Below are 15392 nucleotides of genomic sequence, written 5' to 3'. Positions count from 1 at the left end.
TAATGGTAGTAAGTAAGTCCTAATGAACGCATAAGGCTGAAGCCCTTGTTTTTAATGAGAATTGGGGAGGTTGAGTCCCGCAATGCCACACCCTAATTTGAACCGTTGTTCATAAATTGAGCTGAGTTTTTTGGATCCGCATGCCCCGTAGCCAGTCTTCCGCAAGGTCAGCCTCAGCCCCTCCGATCGACCGGACTCTGAAAATCTGGCCGGATGGCTGGCGTGCCGCGACCGCTGTGATGGTCATGGCCGGCGTCTATGTGCTGGCGCATATGCTTGTCCGCCTGCCGTTCTCCGATGTGATTGCCGTCGACTGGGTGGGGGAAACGCTCTACGCGCAGACACTGGATTGGGGGCAGACGCCGAAATATCCGCCTCTTCCCGCCTGGGCCTTGTGGGCGGTGCACCAGATCACGGGGCCTGGCGCGCTCAGCACACTGATCGTCAAATATGCAGCCCTGTGGGGCGCTTTTGTTGCCTACTTCTTTGCGGCACGCCGGGTGCTGGCTCATGACGGCTGGGCTGTCCTGGCGACCTTGTCCGTCCTGTTGCTGTTTCAGGTCGCGTGGAACGCCCATGAAGGTGTGACGCACACCATCTTTTTGACGCTGGCGGCACCATTGACGCTGCTCACGGTTTTACGGGCATCGTCTGCGTCGTCTTCTGGTGAGTGTGTATGGGCGTATGCGGGCATTGGGGCCGTGGTTGCCATGGGGGCGCTGTCCAAGCAGGCGTATTTTGCCGGTCTGGCCGCCTTGCTGCTCGCGATGCTGATGCAGCCGGGATATCGGCGGGTGTTGTTCAGTTGGTATTCCCTGATCGCCATTGCTGTGGCTGCGCTCTTGGCGGGCCCACACTATGTATGGGCGCTTACGAGCGGGTTTGATTTTGGGGGTGCGGCCAGCGCAACCTTGGCGCGTCCGGGCATTGAGGGCGTCGCCGCGCAGATTCTATCGGGATTGTGGTCCAGCATTCGGGCACCCTTGTTGTTCTTGTCACCGCTGATCCCGTTGATGCTGATCATCGTGCCGCGCGCCTTTGCGCCTGCGGCTATCGCACATCCCGGCACGCACGGCGCAACCGGTGCTGACCCTGTTCGGCTCGTGCGCGACATCGTGCTGTTTGGGATCGCAGTCCTGATCGTCCCGGTCCTTGTGGCTGGTGTCGCTCACTATGGAGAACGCTGGATGCACCCGCTGATGCTGCTGGCACCGATCTATCTGGTTGCGGCCATGCGGGCGGCCCGCCCCAACCGCCGACAGGTCAGGGCTTTCATGTGGGTGATCCTCGGGCTCACGCTGGTTGCTCTTGGATGGCGTCTTGCGGGTTTTGTGTATCCCTCTCAAGTCACCTGCGGAAAATGTCGCCTTGAAGTTCCGTATGCAGACCTTGCTGACAAAGTGCAGGATCTGGGTTTTTCCAGCGGTACCATTCTGGCCGGGGATGAGCACATTGCCGGCAATCTGCGGACGCATTTTCCAGCGGCTCGCGTGGTGGCGCTCAATTACGGCTACTACGATCCACCGACCCGTGACGCTGGCTCATCCGCCAACGGGCAGTGCCTCATCGTGTGGCGCGGGGGTGAAAGAGACGCGACCGTTGTGGTTCCCGCAACCGCGCTCAGCTATGCAGACCTTACGGGGTTGCCGGATGATGCACGCGTTGAAGCCTATCGGCTGCCGCATGGCCATGCATTCCTGCCGGATGACTACAAGACATCCCAGTTTGCCGCAGTTTTGATGCCCGGCTCAGGGCGCTGCCGTTAGGCCTGTTTTGAAGCGGCGGGCTGGTGCTCGGTTGCCTCGGCGCCGGGGCCGGGGACCGCCTGCATGTCTTTGGCCTGGATGGGCTCGCCGCAATCAGGACATGTCAGTTGGGGTGTGATGAAGCCACCGCATGGCTTGTGGCGCGTTACGACGGGTGGTCCTGCGTCTCCCGCCATGTGCTTGTCACCCCAATTGGTAAGCGTGATGATGATGGGATAGAGATCTCGGCCTTTTGGGGTGAGACGATATTCAAACCGCGCAGGGCGCTCTTCGTAGCGGACCCTGTCGAGCACTCCTTCTTCCACCAACTTCTTCAGTCGCTGAGACAGAACCGGGCGTGCAATGCCGAGGCGCTTTTCGAAATCCTCAAAACGGCGGATGCCAAGAAAGAGATCGCGCAACACCAGCATGGTCCATCTGTCGCCAATGACGGACATGGTCCGGGCAACGGAACAGGAGACTTTTGGAAGGTCGTTCCAGCGCATTTTCATTGGCTCCAGCACGTGGGCAAAGGGGTCAGTGTGGGACGAGAGACTTGCAGCATTTCACACCCTGATTTGCATAATTCTACCTTGACGCGTTTTGTTTTTGAACCCACCTTCCAGCCATCGTTTTGGCCGGTTTCCGGCCTTTTTTGGATGAGGCACGGGCGTACATGACCAATTCTGCTGAGAAAACCAAAGGCCCCGTTGTTGAACGTGCAGGTGACGAGTGGCGGCCGACGGACCATGCGATGGGTCCATTTGGCGGTCTGCATGGCGGTGTTGTGTCCGGCCTGCTGACCAGCGAACTGGAGGCCATGGGCATCGACAAGGGGTGGGGTCAGCCTGTGTCTGCGACTGCCTATCTGGTCCGGCCTGCCCCTCTGGAGGCGTTTGAGACCCGAACGGAAATTGTACGTGAAGGGGCGCGGCTTACGGTTGTGGAGAACAGTCTCATTGCCGGTGGCAAGCTACGATCCAAGGTCAGCATGGCGTTTTTGAATGATGTTCCAGTGCCGGGCATGGAGCCTCATCCTGACGCGCCGAGTGATCCCAACGCTTTGACCGGGTGGGATTTCAGCCCCGTCTTCAACACCAAGACCTATCTGTCCGCAGTTGAAGTGCGCGACGACGAGGCTGCCCGCATGGTCTGGGTACGTCCCAAACAGCCACTGACTGCAGCTTCCACGCCGTTTGCCCAAACAATCGCCATCGCCGACTACGCCACATTGTTTGTGACCTATCTGGATGGTGAGCGTCCCAAGGCTGGTGGGTGGCCCAATGCAGATATTTCCCTGCATCTCTCCCGCCTCCCAGAGGGGGAGTGGATCGGCGTTCGGCCGCGTAGCAGTTGGCACCCCAATGGGACCGGCTTTACCGAGGCAGAAATATTTGACGCGCGCGGGTGGATCGGGCGGTCCGGCCAGAGCGTGGCGTTGCTGCCGATGCCTGAAGACGCTTAGGGCAGTCTCTACCGAACGACCGGTGGGAAGGGTGCATCGGGGTCGCCATTCTCTTCGCGCACGGCCTTGCGATACGCCTTGGGCGATTTGTAGGCGCCATAGGCTTTGAAGTCCGACGGCTTGGCGGGAACAAGTTTGCCTTTGGTTTTGGGCATTATCTTGTAGAGCTTCCCATCGCGGCCGATGATCGGCAGGGGTGCCTTGCGGCGAGAGAAGACGCGGCGCATGGAAGCGGACTCATCCACGAAGGCTTCGAGTTCCTCGTCATCTTTTTCAAACAGCAGCTCATAGGCGTCCAGGAACTCATCGACGAATTCCTTTTCCACGCTGGCAAGGTTGGACAGAACCCAGCAGCGATCTTCAAAGGACCAGTAGTATCCAAGTCCCACAAGCTCGCGCTTCTTGTTGAAATAAGGGAAGAACGGGAAAGCCCGGCAAGCGAGCGTGCGATTGTCACGTTCACAAAAGGCGGCACCCTTGCACTCAATCGCCTTGCAGCTTGAGTGGAGATCATCAACGATTTCGCGGCTGGTCTTGTCGAAGGGTTCAAATTTGCTCCACAGGTCCGTGCGGCCCTTGAGAAGCTTCCACTCTGACTTTTGAACAATCGGGATGGCATGTCCGGTGGTGCAGCACACCGGCTCGCCACCATTGAGCGGCGCGCAATAGCGCCCGCAATCATGACGCGACGCGATGGACGCGCCGAAACGGGCGTAAATCTCTGCGAAGTCTTTGGCTTTGGCCGTCATGCCGCTACTCGTTCTCATTACAAAATTCAATTTGCCGAATCGGGCAACTATAGCGTGGGAATTATCTGTGTTACTGCAAACTCGCGCCTGTCCCGCTCGTTGCTGACTTGATGGCGCAACAAAGCCACAGCGGACGGCAAAGGAAAATTCATGCGTTCTTTCGGTGTTGTGATCGTCATCATCGCGCTGGCCATTCCAGCCTACTGGTTTGCACAGCTTGCGCCGAACCGCGATGCGGAAGCCCTGTTCAGTCAGTATCTTGGTGTGACAGCGCTGGTTGCCATGGGGCTGTCACAGTTGCTGGCGACGCGCATGGCAGTTCTGGAGCCAATCTTTGGCGGGCTTGATCGCATCTATGTGCTGCACAAATGGCTTGGTGTCGGGGCCATTGTCGCCATTCTTCTCCATGACACGATTGACGCCGACATGGAGGCTCTTGGCCGCCAGACGGGCTTGATGGAGTTTGCAGAGACCCTGGGTGAGATAAGCCTTTATGGCATTCTCATTCTTGGCGTTCTGACCATTGCAACGTGGGTGCCGTATCAGTTCTGGCGTTTGACGCACAAATTCATGGGGGCGTTCTTCGTCCTGTCTGCACTGCACTTCATCTTTATCGGCAAGCCATTCGACCTAGGTGATCCCCTTGCTGTTTATGTCCTGGCGATTTGTGCCGTCGGAACCCTTTCCTACCTCTACACACTGGTACCCTTTGGCGTTCTTCAGGGTAGAGCCGCCTATGAGGTGGCGTCGGTCGATAAGACCGGCGATACGGTTGCCATCAGCCTTAAACCCCTGAGGGGCGGCATCTCCCACAGGGCCGGCCAGTTTGCTTTCGTCTCTTTTGTTGTGCCGGGCAAAAGTGAAGTTCATCCCTTCACCATCAGTGCGGCGCCCAACGCGGACAAGACCATTCGGTTCACCGCCAAGGCTCTTGGCGATTACACGCGATCATTGGGTGAGCTTGCGGTGGGAATGCGGGCGCGAGTCTCGCGGGCCTATGGTCACTTCCAGTCATCAAAACGGGGAAGCTGCGATGTCTGGATTGGGGCCGGTATCGGGATCACGCCGTTTCTGGCCTGGTCTGGCCGACGTGACCTGGTGCCGCGACCAACACACCTGTTTTATTGCGTTCAATCCAAGAGCAATGCAGTAGGCCTTGATGAGCTTGAGGCTGCGGCAGCTGCTGATCCAAATCTGACATTGCATGTGGTGGATTCAACTGTGTCCGGACGCCTGACTGCGGATCAGATTTCTGATGCCATTGGCGGTGTCGGCAAGGGCGTGAACGCGCATTTCTGTGGTCCCACGCCCATGCGCAAGGCATTAAAGGACGGCCTGGTCGCCAAAGGGATGCGCCGAAGCGCATTCCACTACGAAGAATTTGAAATCAGGTCAGATTTGGGCCTGCGCAAATTCTCGGGCTGGCTGATCGCGCGCGGCGTGCGCCGTTTCAGCAAGACTGCTAGTAGCTAAGGCAACGGTTCAGCTTTTTCTGATTGCCGTTGTAGCGTTTCCAGCACCCATCGCGCAGGGCATCGCGCCAATGGGCCTGCCCGTTGAGGCATGAATGCCGCTTGCGGTCATTGCCGCTGTAGCGCTGCCAGCAGCCGTCCTTGAGGGCGTTCTGCTGCAGGTCCGACAGGCCGGATGATCCGCCGCCGCCGAAGAGCCCGCCACCGCCGGAATTGTTGTTTCCATAGTAGCCGCCCTGATCGCGACCATTGTTGTCGCCATAATATGGGTCGTTGCCGTAGTACCCATCGCGGTTCTGCCGGTTGCCATAGCGGTTATTGCCATGCTGGCCATTGCCGTAGGGGCCATCATTGTAATATCCGTCATCATACGGATCGTTCTCATAGTAGCCGCCGTGCTGGTTGCCGCCGCCGTAGTAGCCACCGCCGCCGCCGAGGTTGCTCATGTTCAAACAGCGGTCGAGCTTGGATCCGTTGCCGGAGTAGCGGGCATGACACCCATCAATAAGGGCGTTTTTCCAGTGAGCCTGACCGTTCAGGCACTGGTAGCGCTTGTTTTGATTGCCTGAGTAGCGTTTCCAGCACCCATCCTTGAGGGCGTTGCGCTGCAGATCGCTCATGGCCGAGCGTGCGTCGCCATATTGCGCGCTGGCTGGTGCTGAGATCAAAACTGTGGCGGCAAGAGTGCCAATGATGGCGAGGCTGTTGATGAGAAAGCGGCGCATCCTGTGACCCCCGGATAGGTGATGCGAGTGAATATTCAGATTACAGTATGGGGGACAAGATGACGCCAACATGAACGAAAAAAGGCCCCGGCAGTTGCCGGGACCATTTCAGTGTCTGTGTGGTGTGCGTGGTTAAGCGGCGGTGCGCTTGTCCAGGGGCACAACTTCGCGTTGTTCTTCACCTACATAGGCTGAAAGCGGACGGATCAGCTTGTTGTCGGGTACCTGCTCCATGATGTGAGCGGTCCAGCCTGTAATGCGGCTCATGACGAAAAGTGGCGTGAACATGGGAATGTCGAAGCCCATCAGGTAGTATGCAGGACCTGCCGGGAAATCGAGGTTTGGATAGATGTTCTTGTCGTCGATCATGGTCTGAGCCAGGTTCTTGGACATTTCCACCCACTTCTCGCCGCCCTTGATTTCAGCCATCTTGTAGAAAGCTTCTGTCATGGTTGGCACGCGGCTGTCGCCGGACTTGTAGACGCGGTGGCCAAAGCCCATGACCTTGCGCTTTGATGCCAGAGCATCGCGCAGCCACTGAGCGGCTTTCGCAGGATCATCGATTTCGATCATCATGTGCATCACAGCTTCATTGGCGCCGCCGTGAAGCGGGCCTTTGAGTGCGCCGATGCCGCCAACAACGGACGAGTAGATGTCAGATGTTGTGGACGTGATCACACGGGCTGCAAATGTGGACGCGTTGAATGAGTGTTCCGCATACAGGATCATCGAAATGTCGAAGCAGTCGATGACTTCCTGAGCGGGCACTTCGCCAAAGCACATGTTGAAGAAGTTTTCGGAATACCCGAGTTCAGGGTTTGGCGCGATGGGCTCCAGACCGTTGCGACAGCGGTAATCAGCTGCGATGCAGGTCGGGATGCGGGCCAGCATCTTGATTGACTTTTCGAGGTTTGACTCGTGGCTCGCGTCTTCCGTTGTCGGGTCTTCCTGACCAAGGAAGCTGACGGCGGTGCGGATCGTGTCCATCGGATGCGCGTTCTTGTTGAAGCGTTTGATGACGGCGAGCAGGTCGTCAGAGATTGCGCGGAAGCCGATTTCCTGTTCAACCAGCTGGGCGAGCTGGGCCTTGTTCGGCAGCTGTCCGTGCCACAGTAGATAGGCTGTCTGCATGAAGTCGGCATGCTTGCACAGGTCCTGCACGGCATAGCCGCGATAGGTGAGAGAGTTTGTCTCGTGCATCACCTTTGAAACGGCGGTGGTGTCGGTTACGACACCGGCAAGGCCGTATTTGATGTCTTCGGCGGGTACGTCGCTCATTTGGTTCTTACCTCCTGTTGCCGGCCACTGCGGTGTGCCGCAAGACCGGGTGTCGTTCGTCTCAGACCTTGAAGTTGAAGATCGATGTATCGAACTTGTTGTAGTCTTCGTAATTCAAAAGCTCATAGAGCCGGGCGCGGGTCTGCATGTCCGGCACGACGCCTTCCTGAGTACCTTCGTCGCGAATGCGCTCGAACGCGCTCTCCACAGCACCCATGGCAAGACGCAGGCTGGTGACCGGATAGATCACCAGATTGATGCCGAGATTCTGCATCTGTTTGGTGGTGAGCAGATCGGATTTCCCGAATTCGGTCATGTTGGCAAGGATGGGAACATCAATGCCCTTGCGGAAAGCTTCAAAGTCGCTTTCGTCCTTCATGGCTTCCGGGAAGATGGCGTCAGCACCGGCATCCACATAGGCCTTTGCCCGATTGATGGCAGCTTCCAGACCTTCCATGGAACGCGCGTCTGTGCGGGCCATAATGGTGAAGTTGGGGTCCTTGCGGGCTTCAACAGCAGCCTTGATGCGGCGGACCATGACTTCCGTCGGCACCACTTCCTTGTTGTCGAGATGGCCGCAGCGCTTGGGGTTCAACTGGTCTTCCAAGTGGAAGCCGGCCAAGCCCTGGTTCTCCATTTCCACCATCGTACGGTAGGAGGACATGGGCTCCCCAAAGCCCGTATCCACGTCAATGAGGCAAGGCAGGTTGGTGGAGCGGGCAATCTGATAGCCACGGGTGGCCACTTCAGAAAGAGTGGTCAGGCCGATATCCGGCAGTCCAAGATCAGCAGAGAGCACGGCACCCGAAATGTAGATGCCGTCAAACCCCTGTTCTTCCAGCAGGCGGGCTACAAGGGGAGAGAAAGCCCCGGGGACGCGCTGAAGCGTCCCCGAGTTGATCCCGTCCTTGAAGGCCTTGCGCTTTTCAGCAGCGGTCTTCGTGACATTCAGCATTAAAAGATGCCCTTCTTGTCGGCGATGCGCTTCACTTTCGCTGCAGGCACCTGGACGTTCAGGTCGCCCAGTTCATCTGCCTTGAGCTTGGGAAGACGCTCAGCTGTTTCAATGAAACGATCAGCTTCGTTCTTGGTGATGATGCCGTCTGTCAGCGTCATGAACTTGTTGATGTAGTGCTCACGCTCAAACGGACGTGCGCCGTAAGGGTGCGCGTTGGCCACAGCCATTTCGTCTTCCAGCTGAGTGCCGTCCTTGAAGATGATTTCGATGCGCGCACCGAATGCTTTCACCTTCGGGTCACGTGAGTGGTAGCGCTCTGTCCACTTTGGATCTTCCGTGGTGCGGATTTTGTGCCACAGGCGCACGGTGTCCGGACGAGCGGCCCGCTTGGGTGCGTATGACTTGACGTGGTGCCATGCACCGTCCTGAAGGGCGACGGCGAAGATGTACATGATCGAGTGGTCCAGCGTTTCGCGGCTGGCCTTGGGATCCATCTTCTGTGGGTCGTTTGCGCCCGTACCAATCACATAATGTGTGTGGTGTGACGTGTGGATGACGACTTCCTTGATCTTGTCGAAGTCGTCGATCTTTTCACCCATGCGGAACGCAAGGTCGATGAGCGCCTGGCTCTGGTACTCCGCAGAGTGTTCCTTGGTATAGGTTTCCAGGATCGCGCGCTTGGGCTCGCCGGCACCGGGAAGTGGCACAGTGTAGTCAGCAGTCGGACCATCAAGGATCCACGCGATGACTGAATCTTCGCCTTCATAGATTGGTGAGGGTGCACCTTCACCGCGCATGCAGCGGTCGACCGCTTCGATGGCCAGCTTGCCAGCGTGGGATGGTGCAAACGCCTTCCAGGATGAGATTTCACCCTTACGCGACTGACGCGTTGACACCGTAGTGTGTAGCGCCTGCTGGATTGACTGATAGATGGTATCTGTCGGCAGTTTCAGCATCGCGCCGATGCCGCCGGCAGCTGATGGCCCGAGGTGAGCGATGTGGTCGATCTTGTGCTCGTGGAGGCAGATGCCCGTTACGAGGTCGACCTGGAGTTCGTAACCGGCTGCGAGGCCGCGAACGAGGTTCTTGCCGGTCTGGCCGGTCTGCTGAGCGACTGCCAGGATCGGCGGAATGTTGTCGCCGGGGTGTGAGTAGTCAGCAGCAAGATAGGTGTCGTGGAAATCGAGTTCGCGAACGGCCGTGCCGTTTGCCCATGCGGCCCACTCAGCGTGGAAACGCTGGTTGTTCGGCATGCCGAACACGGTTGCGCCGTTTTTGCGCGGATGTGCCAGTGCCTGCACGCGTGCGGTTGCCGGTGCATGGCGGTTGACGGAGGCGATGGCGACGGACGCGTTGTCGATCACGCGGTTGATGATCATCGCTTCGACGTCTTTTTCGACCGGCACTTTGTCAGCGCAGACTTCGGCCATCTTCCAGGCGAGCTGCTTCTCGCGCGGCAGATGTTTCTTGGATGGATAGACGCGGACTTTGTGCTTCTTCATGGGGAAGTTTCTCTCGATCGGTTTTGTTGCGATATCCGGTTGCGGGCCTGAGGACAGGCCGGGTCACGGACAGGGTTTAAGGGGACCCGTTTTTATTGGCGCGCGCACAAATGCGTGCAGCAGCTACGCGTGCATCCAATTTGGGCGCCACTTTGGCTTTTTCCCTTTGTGAGTCAAGCTTTTGGCCGCATTTAGCGCAGGGTGAGCGCGCTGCTTACACACTTGTACGCAAAACGAAAAACCCGGCTGACGCAGCGGCAACGGGGGGTCAGCCGGGTTCATCGAACGATTGTTGTGTGGAAGGCGCTTAGAACGAAACAGACGTGCCGATATAGGCCGTTCTTGGTTCGCCCGGGAAATAGCGGAAACTGCGGAAAGCAAAGTCCGCCCGCTCTGCGAATTCCACATTTCCGATATTCATGATGCGACCTGTGACCTGGACATTCTCAGTTACGTCCACACGGGCGCGCAGATTGAGCACGTTGTGGCCGTCATACTCGTTGATGTTGGCGGCATCGACGAAATACTCATCGACGAACACATATTCGAGTTCCGCCCGTGCGCGGTCCATGAACTCCCAGCCCAGGCGTGCGTTCCCTGTCCAGCGCGGGGCGCTATCCACATCGGTGCCGGACCGGATCGCTTCCGTCTGCTGGGCCGCGCTTGTGATGGGCCGGTCGAACTCATATTGATGCACCGCGTAGGTGCCGGACACGCCGAGATCAAAACCCAGCGGCAGGTCCGCTGTGCCATCAAACTCAATGCCGCGATGGGATGTCTCGCCGTCTGTCACATTGAAGCCGTCTGCGTCGCGGAAGAAGAAGTTGTCCTTCTCGGCATAGAACCCGGCGAGTGAGGCGGACACGGGACCGACCTGCGTACGTGCGCCGACCTCGTAGCTGTCCAGCGTTTCTGAATCGATATCGCCAACGACCTGATTGCGCTGCAGGCGATAGAGGTCCGTCACTTGTGGTGCGCGTGCGGCACGGGAGATGTTGGCGTAAACCTCCGTGCCTTCCGTTACTTCATGGACGATGCCGAGCTTCGGCGTGACGTTGAAGAAGTCGTCCGTGCGGTCTGCGGCGCGCTGAAAACGACCTACCGTGTTGGACGCCGTCCTGTTGTCATAGTCGTAGCGCGTCCAGTCAAAGCGCACGCCGGTGGTGACACGGGTTTTCGGGGCCACCTGCCATTCCGCATGAACATATGGAGCGACAACAGTCTGCGTGGCTTCAAAGTCGTAATGGATGCCTTGGGTAAATGTTCCAAAAGTCGGACGCGACTGGGTCTCCTTGAGGTAGCCATTGGTGTACTCAAGGTCGAGACCGGCAACGATTGAGTGGCCGCCTTCGAGGTCCACATAAAGAGATGTCAGTGCGCCGGCGCTCCAGTGGCCGGTTTCCTCAAGAGACTGGTCGGGCACAAAGTGGCGCAGGAACTCCATGTCGTTGACGCGCGCAAAGGGCGTGACAGACAGTGTCATTGCCGGGCTGATTTCGCGGTCCCAGCGCAGGGATGTGCGCAGTGACCAGGCATCGCGAAACGCTTCAGGGTTGGGGTTGGACCGCGCGATGTCGCTTTGGCGATAGGCTTCAAAGCCGCGAATGAATCCAGCCGTTTCCTGGTTCAGGTTCTGACCCGAAATCAGAAATTTAAAAGTGTCGGCACCGGACTCATGCAGGAGACTGACGGTTGCCTTTTGCTGGCCCACGCTGGCCTGTTCGCGGAAGCTCTCGTCTTCCAGCAGTGCCACGCTGGCGCGATAGGCTGTGTTGTCCGTGATTGCACCAGTAACATCCGCCGTGCCCTTGTCGCGGTGGCCGCCCGTCTCAAACGACAGCGTGCGCTTGGCAACGAAACTGGGGTCCGGTGTGATGACATTGATGAGGCCGTGCACAGCGTTGGAGCCATAGAGCGCGGAGCCGGGGCCGCGCACCACTTCGATGCGCTCCGCTGTTTCAAACTGCGCGTCGAACAGGCCGTTGACGTTGCCCCAACCAGCTGCACGAAGGCGGATTCCGTCTTCGAGATAGAGGAACGAGCCCTGGCCGGCACCGCCGGTGAGAACCGGTGAACGAATGGAGGTCAGGTGCTCCTGTCCGTCATTGGAATGCACATAGACGCCTGGCACGCGGTTGAGCAGTTCAGCCGCGTTGTCCTGACTGACGAGTTCGATCTCGTCGCTTTCAACAACTGACGTGTTGCCTGCCAGTTCGCTTTCCGGCTGCGGCGACCTCGTGGCCGTGATCACCACAGGATCCAGCTCGACAGCGGACTGCGCAGCGGCTTCCTGGGCTACGGATGCGGTGGCGAAAGAAGCGGTGGCGGCTAGCAGAGCCGATGCGGCGACTGCCAAACCCAAGTGGTTTGGTCGGGTATTTTCCATGGGTCACAGCAATAAAGCCGCAGGAACACTGCCGCAAGCACCTATTGGGCGAGCAATATGCGTATCTGTGCTCATCGTTAACCTCACGCAACCTTTGCGCGACATATATAGCGTTTGACGCGATTGGATTGTATTGTCGATCGCACGTACTGGAATGGTTTTATGCGGATTAGTTCTGCCTGGAGAGACATTTGAATTCGGTAGTGCAGTTGCGATCAAATGTCCGGTCACGGACGGATTCTGCGTCCTCACAGCCGCAGAAGGAGGGCGAACGCGACTGGGATTTGCTCTGGGAGGAGGCGCTCGCCTCCAAGGACCCGCTTCGGCTTTTTGACGTGCTCGCCAATCGGCTGGCTGATTTCGGGTTTGATCAGGTCGCCTACGTCAATTTCCAACACTCAGCCGACCTGCTGGAAGGCAAGTCGACAGACGGCCCTGATGGCGCCGCCAATGCGCGCCGGACCGTCAATTATGGTGAAGACTGGATCGAGTTTTACGGTCGTGAAGGCTACTTCGAAGACGACGTCCTGTTTGATCTGGCGCTTACCAATCAGCGTCCCATCGAGTGGGACCAGGTGCAAACCTCCATTGACCTGACCAAACGCCAGCAGGAAATATTTGATGCAGGCTTTGATGCGGGCCACCGGTTTGGGGTGACGATTCCCTTCCATGGACCCGTTGGACGTGTGGCAACCCTCTCGATTTCCACCAGTGGGTCGCAGTCGGATATCCCGCGCGACCCGGTGCAGGTGTTCGCTTTGTCGGCGCAGTTCCACGCGATGTTTGATGCGTTGGCCGGGTCCAAGGAATTGGTGCCGCCGCCCCCGCGCCTGAGTGCACGCGAATATGAGTGCCTGTCATGGGCGGCGCAGGGCAAAAGCAATCGCGATATCGCTCAGATTATCGGCATATCCGACCCGACGGTTCAGTTTCACATGGGCAATGTGATGAAAAAGCTGAAGGTCTCGTCGCGGGTGTCGGCGGTCTTCGAGGCATCCCGCATGGGTCTGCTGCGCTAGCAGACCGGCCAGAAAGCCCCATTTTTGGCGGAATTTGGTGCGGTCTTTAGCCAAGTAGAGCGCATTTCGCTGCCTGTCCCACTTAAGGCTCATGAATTTCGACCGCAAACAACTATGCAGGTCGATAGGTGGTTTTTGTTCCTGATTTGCGTCGTGCTTGCTGCCATACCGGCCACAGATGTGTGTGGGGCCGGATGAGTAACGGTAGGTGGGTGCCATGCAGCGAAGAGATGCAAATTTGAAGATGGGATCGGGACACATCAGCAGTGAAACGGACGTTCGGTCCAATGCCTCGCAATCCAGAAACGCGGGGCCGGTCGATGGCTCCGAAAAGATTCCGCTTATTCGCCGGTCCAGGCAGCGGGACGAGCTGGAGTACGACCTGTTGCTCGTTCTTCTATGGGCCAGCAAGAACGTGCCCAGCGACATGTTCGACCAGATTTATACCTTGATCTGGAGCTTCACGCGTCTGGACGATGGCGAGCGCGCGAAAGCACTGGCTGAGATCCGGAGCCTAGGTGATGCACGCTTCGGCGAAGGCCGTGATGCCAAGAGTCCGCCCAAGCGCTAAGGCGTCGTTGGATGCCTGCCTAGAAGCTGGTCCAAAAGGAGATGAAGGCGCCGGTCTCTCTTACGGTCTGGACGCCGGACATCGTCCTGAGGCCACCAAATTCCACATGCCTGTCCTCGGCAAACTGCCAGCGCAGTGACATCTGCATTTTCTGGGATACGAACTGCTGGAACGGGGCACGGGCGTTGCCGATCGCAGCAACGGTCAGGGACTGGGTCATGAGTGTCCAGTCCGGGTCCAGGTCGATGCCATATGTCATGTCGAGGCGGATTTCGTCTGGTGCCCCGCCGCCGCGGTGGCGATAGGCAAGCTGCGTGTCCGCAAAATCATTCAACCCAAAGAGCGTTCCGGGCACGCCGTGGAGCAGTCTCGCGTCGATGTCCGTGTGGCCTGAGGTGATGAGCGGGTTTTGGCTGTCATGCTCGCGCATCGGCAGAATGACGCTGGCCTGAAGGGCCAGTACGGACTGATCTTCTTCAAACACCCAGACGCGGGCGCGGGCCCCGGCTTCGATCGTTGCGAGACCGGTCCGGCGCTGGGAGCCGACAATGGTGTGTTGCAGGGTCGGCTTGACCAACAGGGTCACGCTTTCCCGCCAGCCATGTTCCACATAGGCGTCCAACTCCGTTTTCTCGAAATCCGCGTCACGCACCACTTGCCCGCCGGCATCAAAGCCATGGGGTGCTGTGGTGGTGGTCAGCCGGGCAATGACGCTGGTTTGGCCGGGCGGCTGCGGCCATGCGCCCGCCTCAACCGGCGTTGCTGCCCATGTGGCCGTGAGGCTGACTGCCGTAAAGGCAGCATACAGCCGTTTTTGTGCCCCAACCGGCATGAAACGCCCCAAGAGATGCCCCAAATTCACCTAATGCGTGTATTTGGTAGCAGAATGGGAAAAGGCGTTCGGGTCAATTGGGCAAACGCGGAAATCTGGTCAATCGCGGTGGAGTCAGGTGGAGGTGGAGTGCAGGCGTGCAGCGGCGAGTTTGAAGGCGCCATAAAACAGGCCCCCGGCAAGAATACCGGCAAGGTTGGCAGTCAGGTCTCCCAGTGACGCGGACCTGCCAGGGACGAATATCTGCGCCCCTTCGATCACCAGCCCAAGAACAAATGCCGTTGCCAGGCCACCCCAGGGTCTGCGGGGCAATCCGAATGCCAGCAGGAAGCTGATGACAAAAAAGGCACCCGAATGGGCATAGGCCTGCAGATGGTCCGGTGGGCCGCCATAGGGCATGACGGCAAGGGCCAAGGCACCACCGGAGGCGGCGAGGGCCAGAATAATTGCTGTCATGGGGGAAAGGCGGGGCACGGCGGCGCTTTCATGCTGGAAGGCAGGCAGGATGGGAGCCCTATCATGCGCCTCAAGGTGCTGTCTGCGGGTTAATGGGGCGGGTATCCTGATCACGCCAGATCACACTGACGAACACGATGCCGTTAGTGGGGTGTGATTTTCGGTGTGTCCCTTGTGATTGGGAAAGTAGCGGGAGATCGCCCATTCTCTGGCCACATCAATCAGGGCGTGCCT

At 58.3% G+C, this 15392-nt stretch carries 14 protein-coding genes; 5 read left to right on the top strand and 9 right to left on the bottom strand.

Annotation, left to right across the window (positions count from 1 at the left end; genetic code table 11):
- Positions 1 to 140 precede the first annotated feature (140 nt).
- Positions 141 to 1766 (top strand): glycosyltransferase family 39 protein, encoded by a 1626-nt coding sequence (locus tag BN1012_RS12550; RefSeq protein WP_081826383.1) that lies wholly within the window; start codon positions 141 to 143, stop codon positions 1764 to 1766.
- On the opposite strand, the gene BN1012_RS12545 is transcribed toward BN1012_RS12550, so the two are convergent.
- Positions 1763 to 2251, bottom strand: a complete 489-nt coding sequence (locus BN1012_RS12545; protein ID WP_043951050.1) for a winged helix-turn-helix transcriptional regulator — start codon at positions 2249 to 2251, stop codon at positions 1763 to 1765. The genes BN1012_RS12550 and BN1012_RS12545 overlap by 4 nt on opposite strands.
- Positions 2252 to 2421: 170 nt before the next feature.
- Here BN1012_RS12545 and BN1012_RS12540 point away from each other — a divergent pair, with 170 nt between their 5' ends.
- On the top strand, positions 2422 to 3210 hold the full coding sequence (locus tag BN1012_RS12540) for a thioesterase family protein (protein ID WP_043949870.1): 789 nt from the start codon (positions 2422 to 2424) through the stop codon (positions 3208 to 3210).
- An 8-nt stretch (positions 3211 to 3218) separates the two neighbouring features.
- On the opposite strand, the gene BN1012_RS12535 is transcribed toward BN1012_RS12540, so the two are convergent.
- The gene (locus BN1012_RS12535) at positions 3219 to 3977 is read right to left on the bottom strand and encodes a hypothetical protein (RefSeq protein ID WP_145973465.1); all 759 of its coding nucleotides are present in this window, start codon (positions 3975 to 3977) and stop codon (positions 3219 to 3221) included.
- A 132-nt stretch (positions 3978 to 4109) separates the two neighbouring features.
- On the opposite strand from BN1012_RS12535, the gene BN1012_RS12530 reads away from it, so the two are divergent.
- Positions 4110 to 5432: a ferredoxin reductase family protein gene (locus tag BN1012_RS12530; protein ID WP_043949868.1), complete on the top strand. Its 1323-nt coding sequence runs from the start codon at positions 4110 to 4112 to the stop codon at positions 5430 to 5432.
- On the opposite strand, the gene BN1012_RS12525 is transcribed toward BN1012_RS12530, so the two are convergent.
- From BN1012_RS12525 to BN1012_RS12505, 5 genes are all read right to left on the bottom strand, one after another.
- On the bottom strand, positions 5422 to 6156 hold the full coding sequence (locus tag BN1012_RS12525) for a hypothetical protein (RefSeq protein WP_043949867.1): 735 nt from the start codon (positions 6154 to 6156) through the stop codon (positions 5422 to 5424). The two genes, BN1012_RS12530 and BN1012_RS12525, sit on opposite strands and share 11 nt — an antisense overlap.
- Positions 6157 to 6288: 132 nt before the next feature.
- Positions 6289 to 7434 carry a bifunctional 2-methylcitrate synthase/citrate synthase gene (locus tag BN1012_RS12520; RefSeq protein ID WP_043949866.1) on the bottom strand — a complete coding sequence of 382 codons (1146 nt, stop codon included), beginning with the start codon at positions 7432 to 7434 and terminating at the stop codon, positions 6289 to 6291.
- Positions 7435 to 7495: 61 nt separating this feature from the next.
- Positions 7496 to 8389, bottom strand: a complete 894-nt coding sequence (prpB, locus tag BN1012_RS12515) for a methylisocitrate lyase (protein WP_043949865.1) — start codon at positions 8387 to 8389, stop codon at positions 7496 to 7498.
- A complete protein-coding gene (locus BN1012_RS12510) occupies positions 8389 to 9894 on the bottom strand; it encodes an MmgE/PrpD family protein (RefSeq protein ID WP_043949864.1) in 1506 nt (501 codons plus the stop codon). The genes prpB and BN1012_RS12510 overlap by 1 nt, the downstream gene beginning before the upstream one ends.
- A 307-nt stretch (positions 9895 to 10201) precedes the next feature.
- Positions 10202 to 12280 carry a TonB-dependent receptor gene (locus BN1012_RS12505; protein WP_043949863.1) on the bottom strand — a complete coding sequence of 693 codons (2079 nt, stop codon included), beginning with the start codon at positions 12278 to 12280 and terminating at the stop codon, positions 10202 to 10204.
- 191 nt (positions 12281 to 12471) lie between these two features.
- On the opposite strand from BN1012_RS12505, the gene BN1012_RS12500 reads away from it, so the two are divergent.
- Positions 12472 to 13299, top strand: a complete 828-nt coding sequence (locus tag BN1012_RS12500; RefSeq protein WP_081826382.1) for a helix-turn-helix transcriptional regulator — start codon at positions 12472 to 12474, stop codon at positions 13297 to 13299.
- 244 nt (positions 13300 to 13543) lie between these two features.
- Entirely contained in the window at positions 13544 to 13870 is a 327-nt protein-coding gene (locus tag BN1012_RS12495; RefSeq protein WP_043949861.1) for a hypothetical protein, read from the top strand.
- A 19-nt stretch (positions 13871 to 13889) separates the two neighbouring features.
- On the opposite strand, the gene BN1012_RS12490 is transcribed toward BN1012_RS12495, so the two are convergent.
- Positions 13890 to 14702, bottom strand: a complete 813-nt coding sequence (locus BN1012_RS12490) for a hypothetical protein (RefSeq protein WP_043949860.1) — start codon at positions 14700 to 14702, stop codon at positions 13890 to 13892.
- Between the two features lie 114 nt (positions 14703 to 14816).
- On the bottom strand, positions 14817 to 15176 hold the full coding sequence (locus tag BN1012_RS12485; RefSeq protein WP_145973464.1) for a VanZ family protein: 360 nt from the start codon (positions 15174 to 15176) through the stop codon (positions 14817 to 14819).
- Positions 15177 to 15392 lie beyond the last annotated feature (216 nt).

Origin of the sequence: Candidatus Phaeomarinobacter ectocarpi (assembly GCF_000689395.1) — a bacterium.
Classification (GTDB): Bacteria; Pseudomonadota; Alphaproteobacteria; order CGMCC-115125; family CGMCC-115125; genus Pyruvatibacter; species Pyruvatibacter ectocarpi.
The sequence above is the reverse complement of the archived record's forward strand: the minus strand, read 5'-3'. Positions and strand labels throughout refer to the sequence as shown.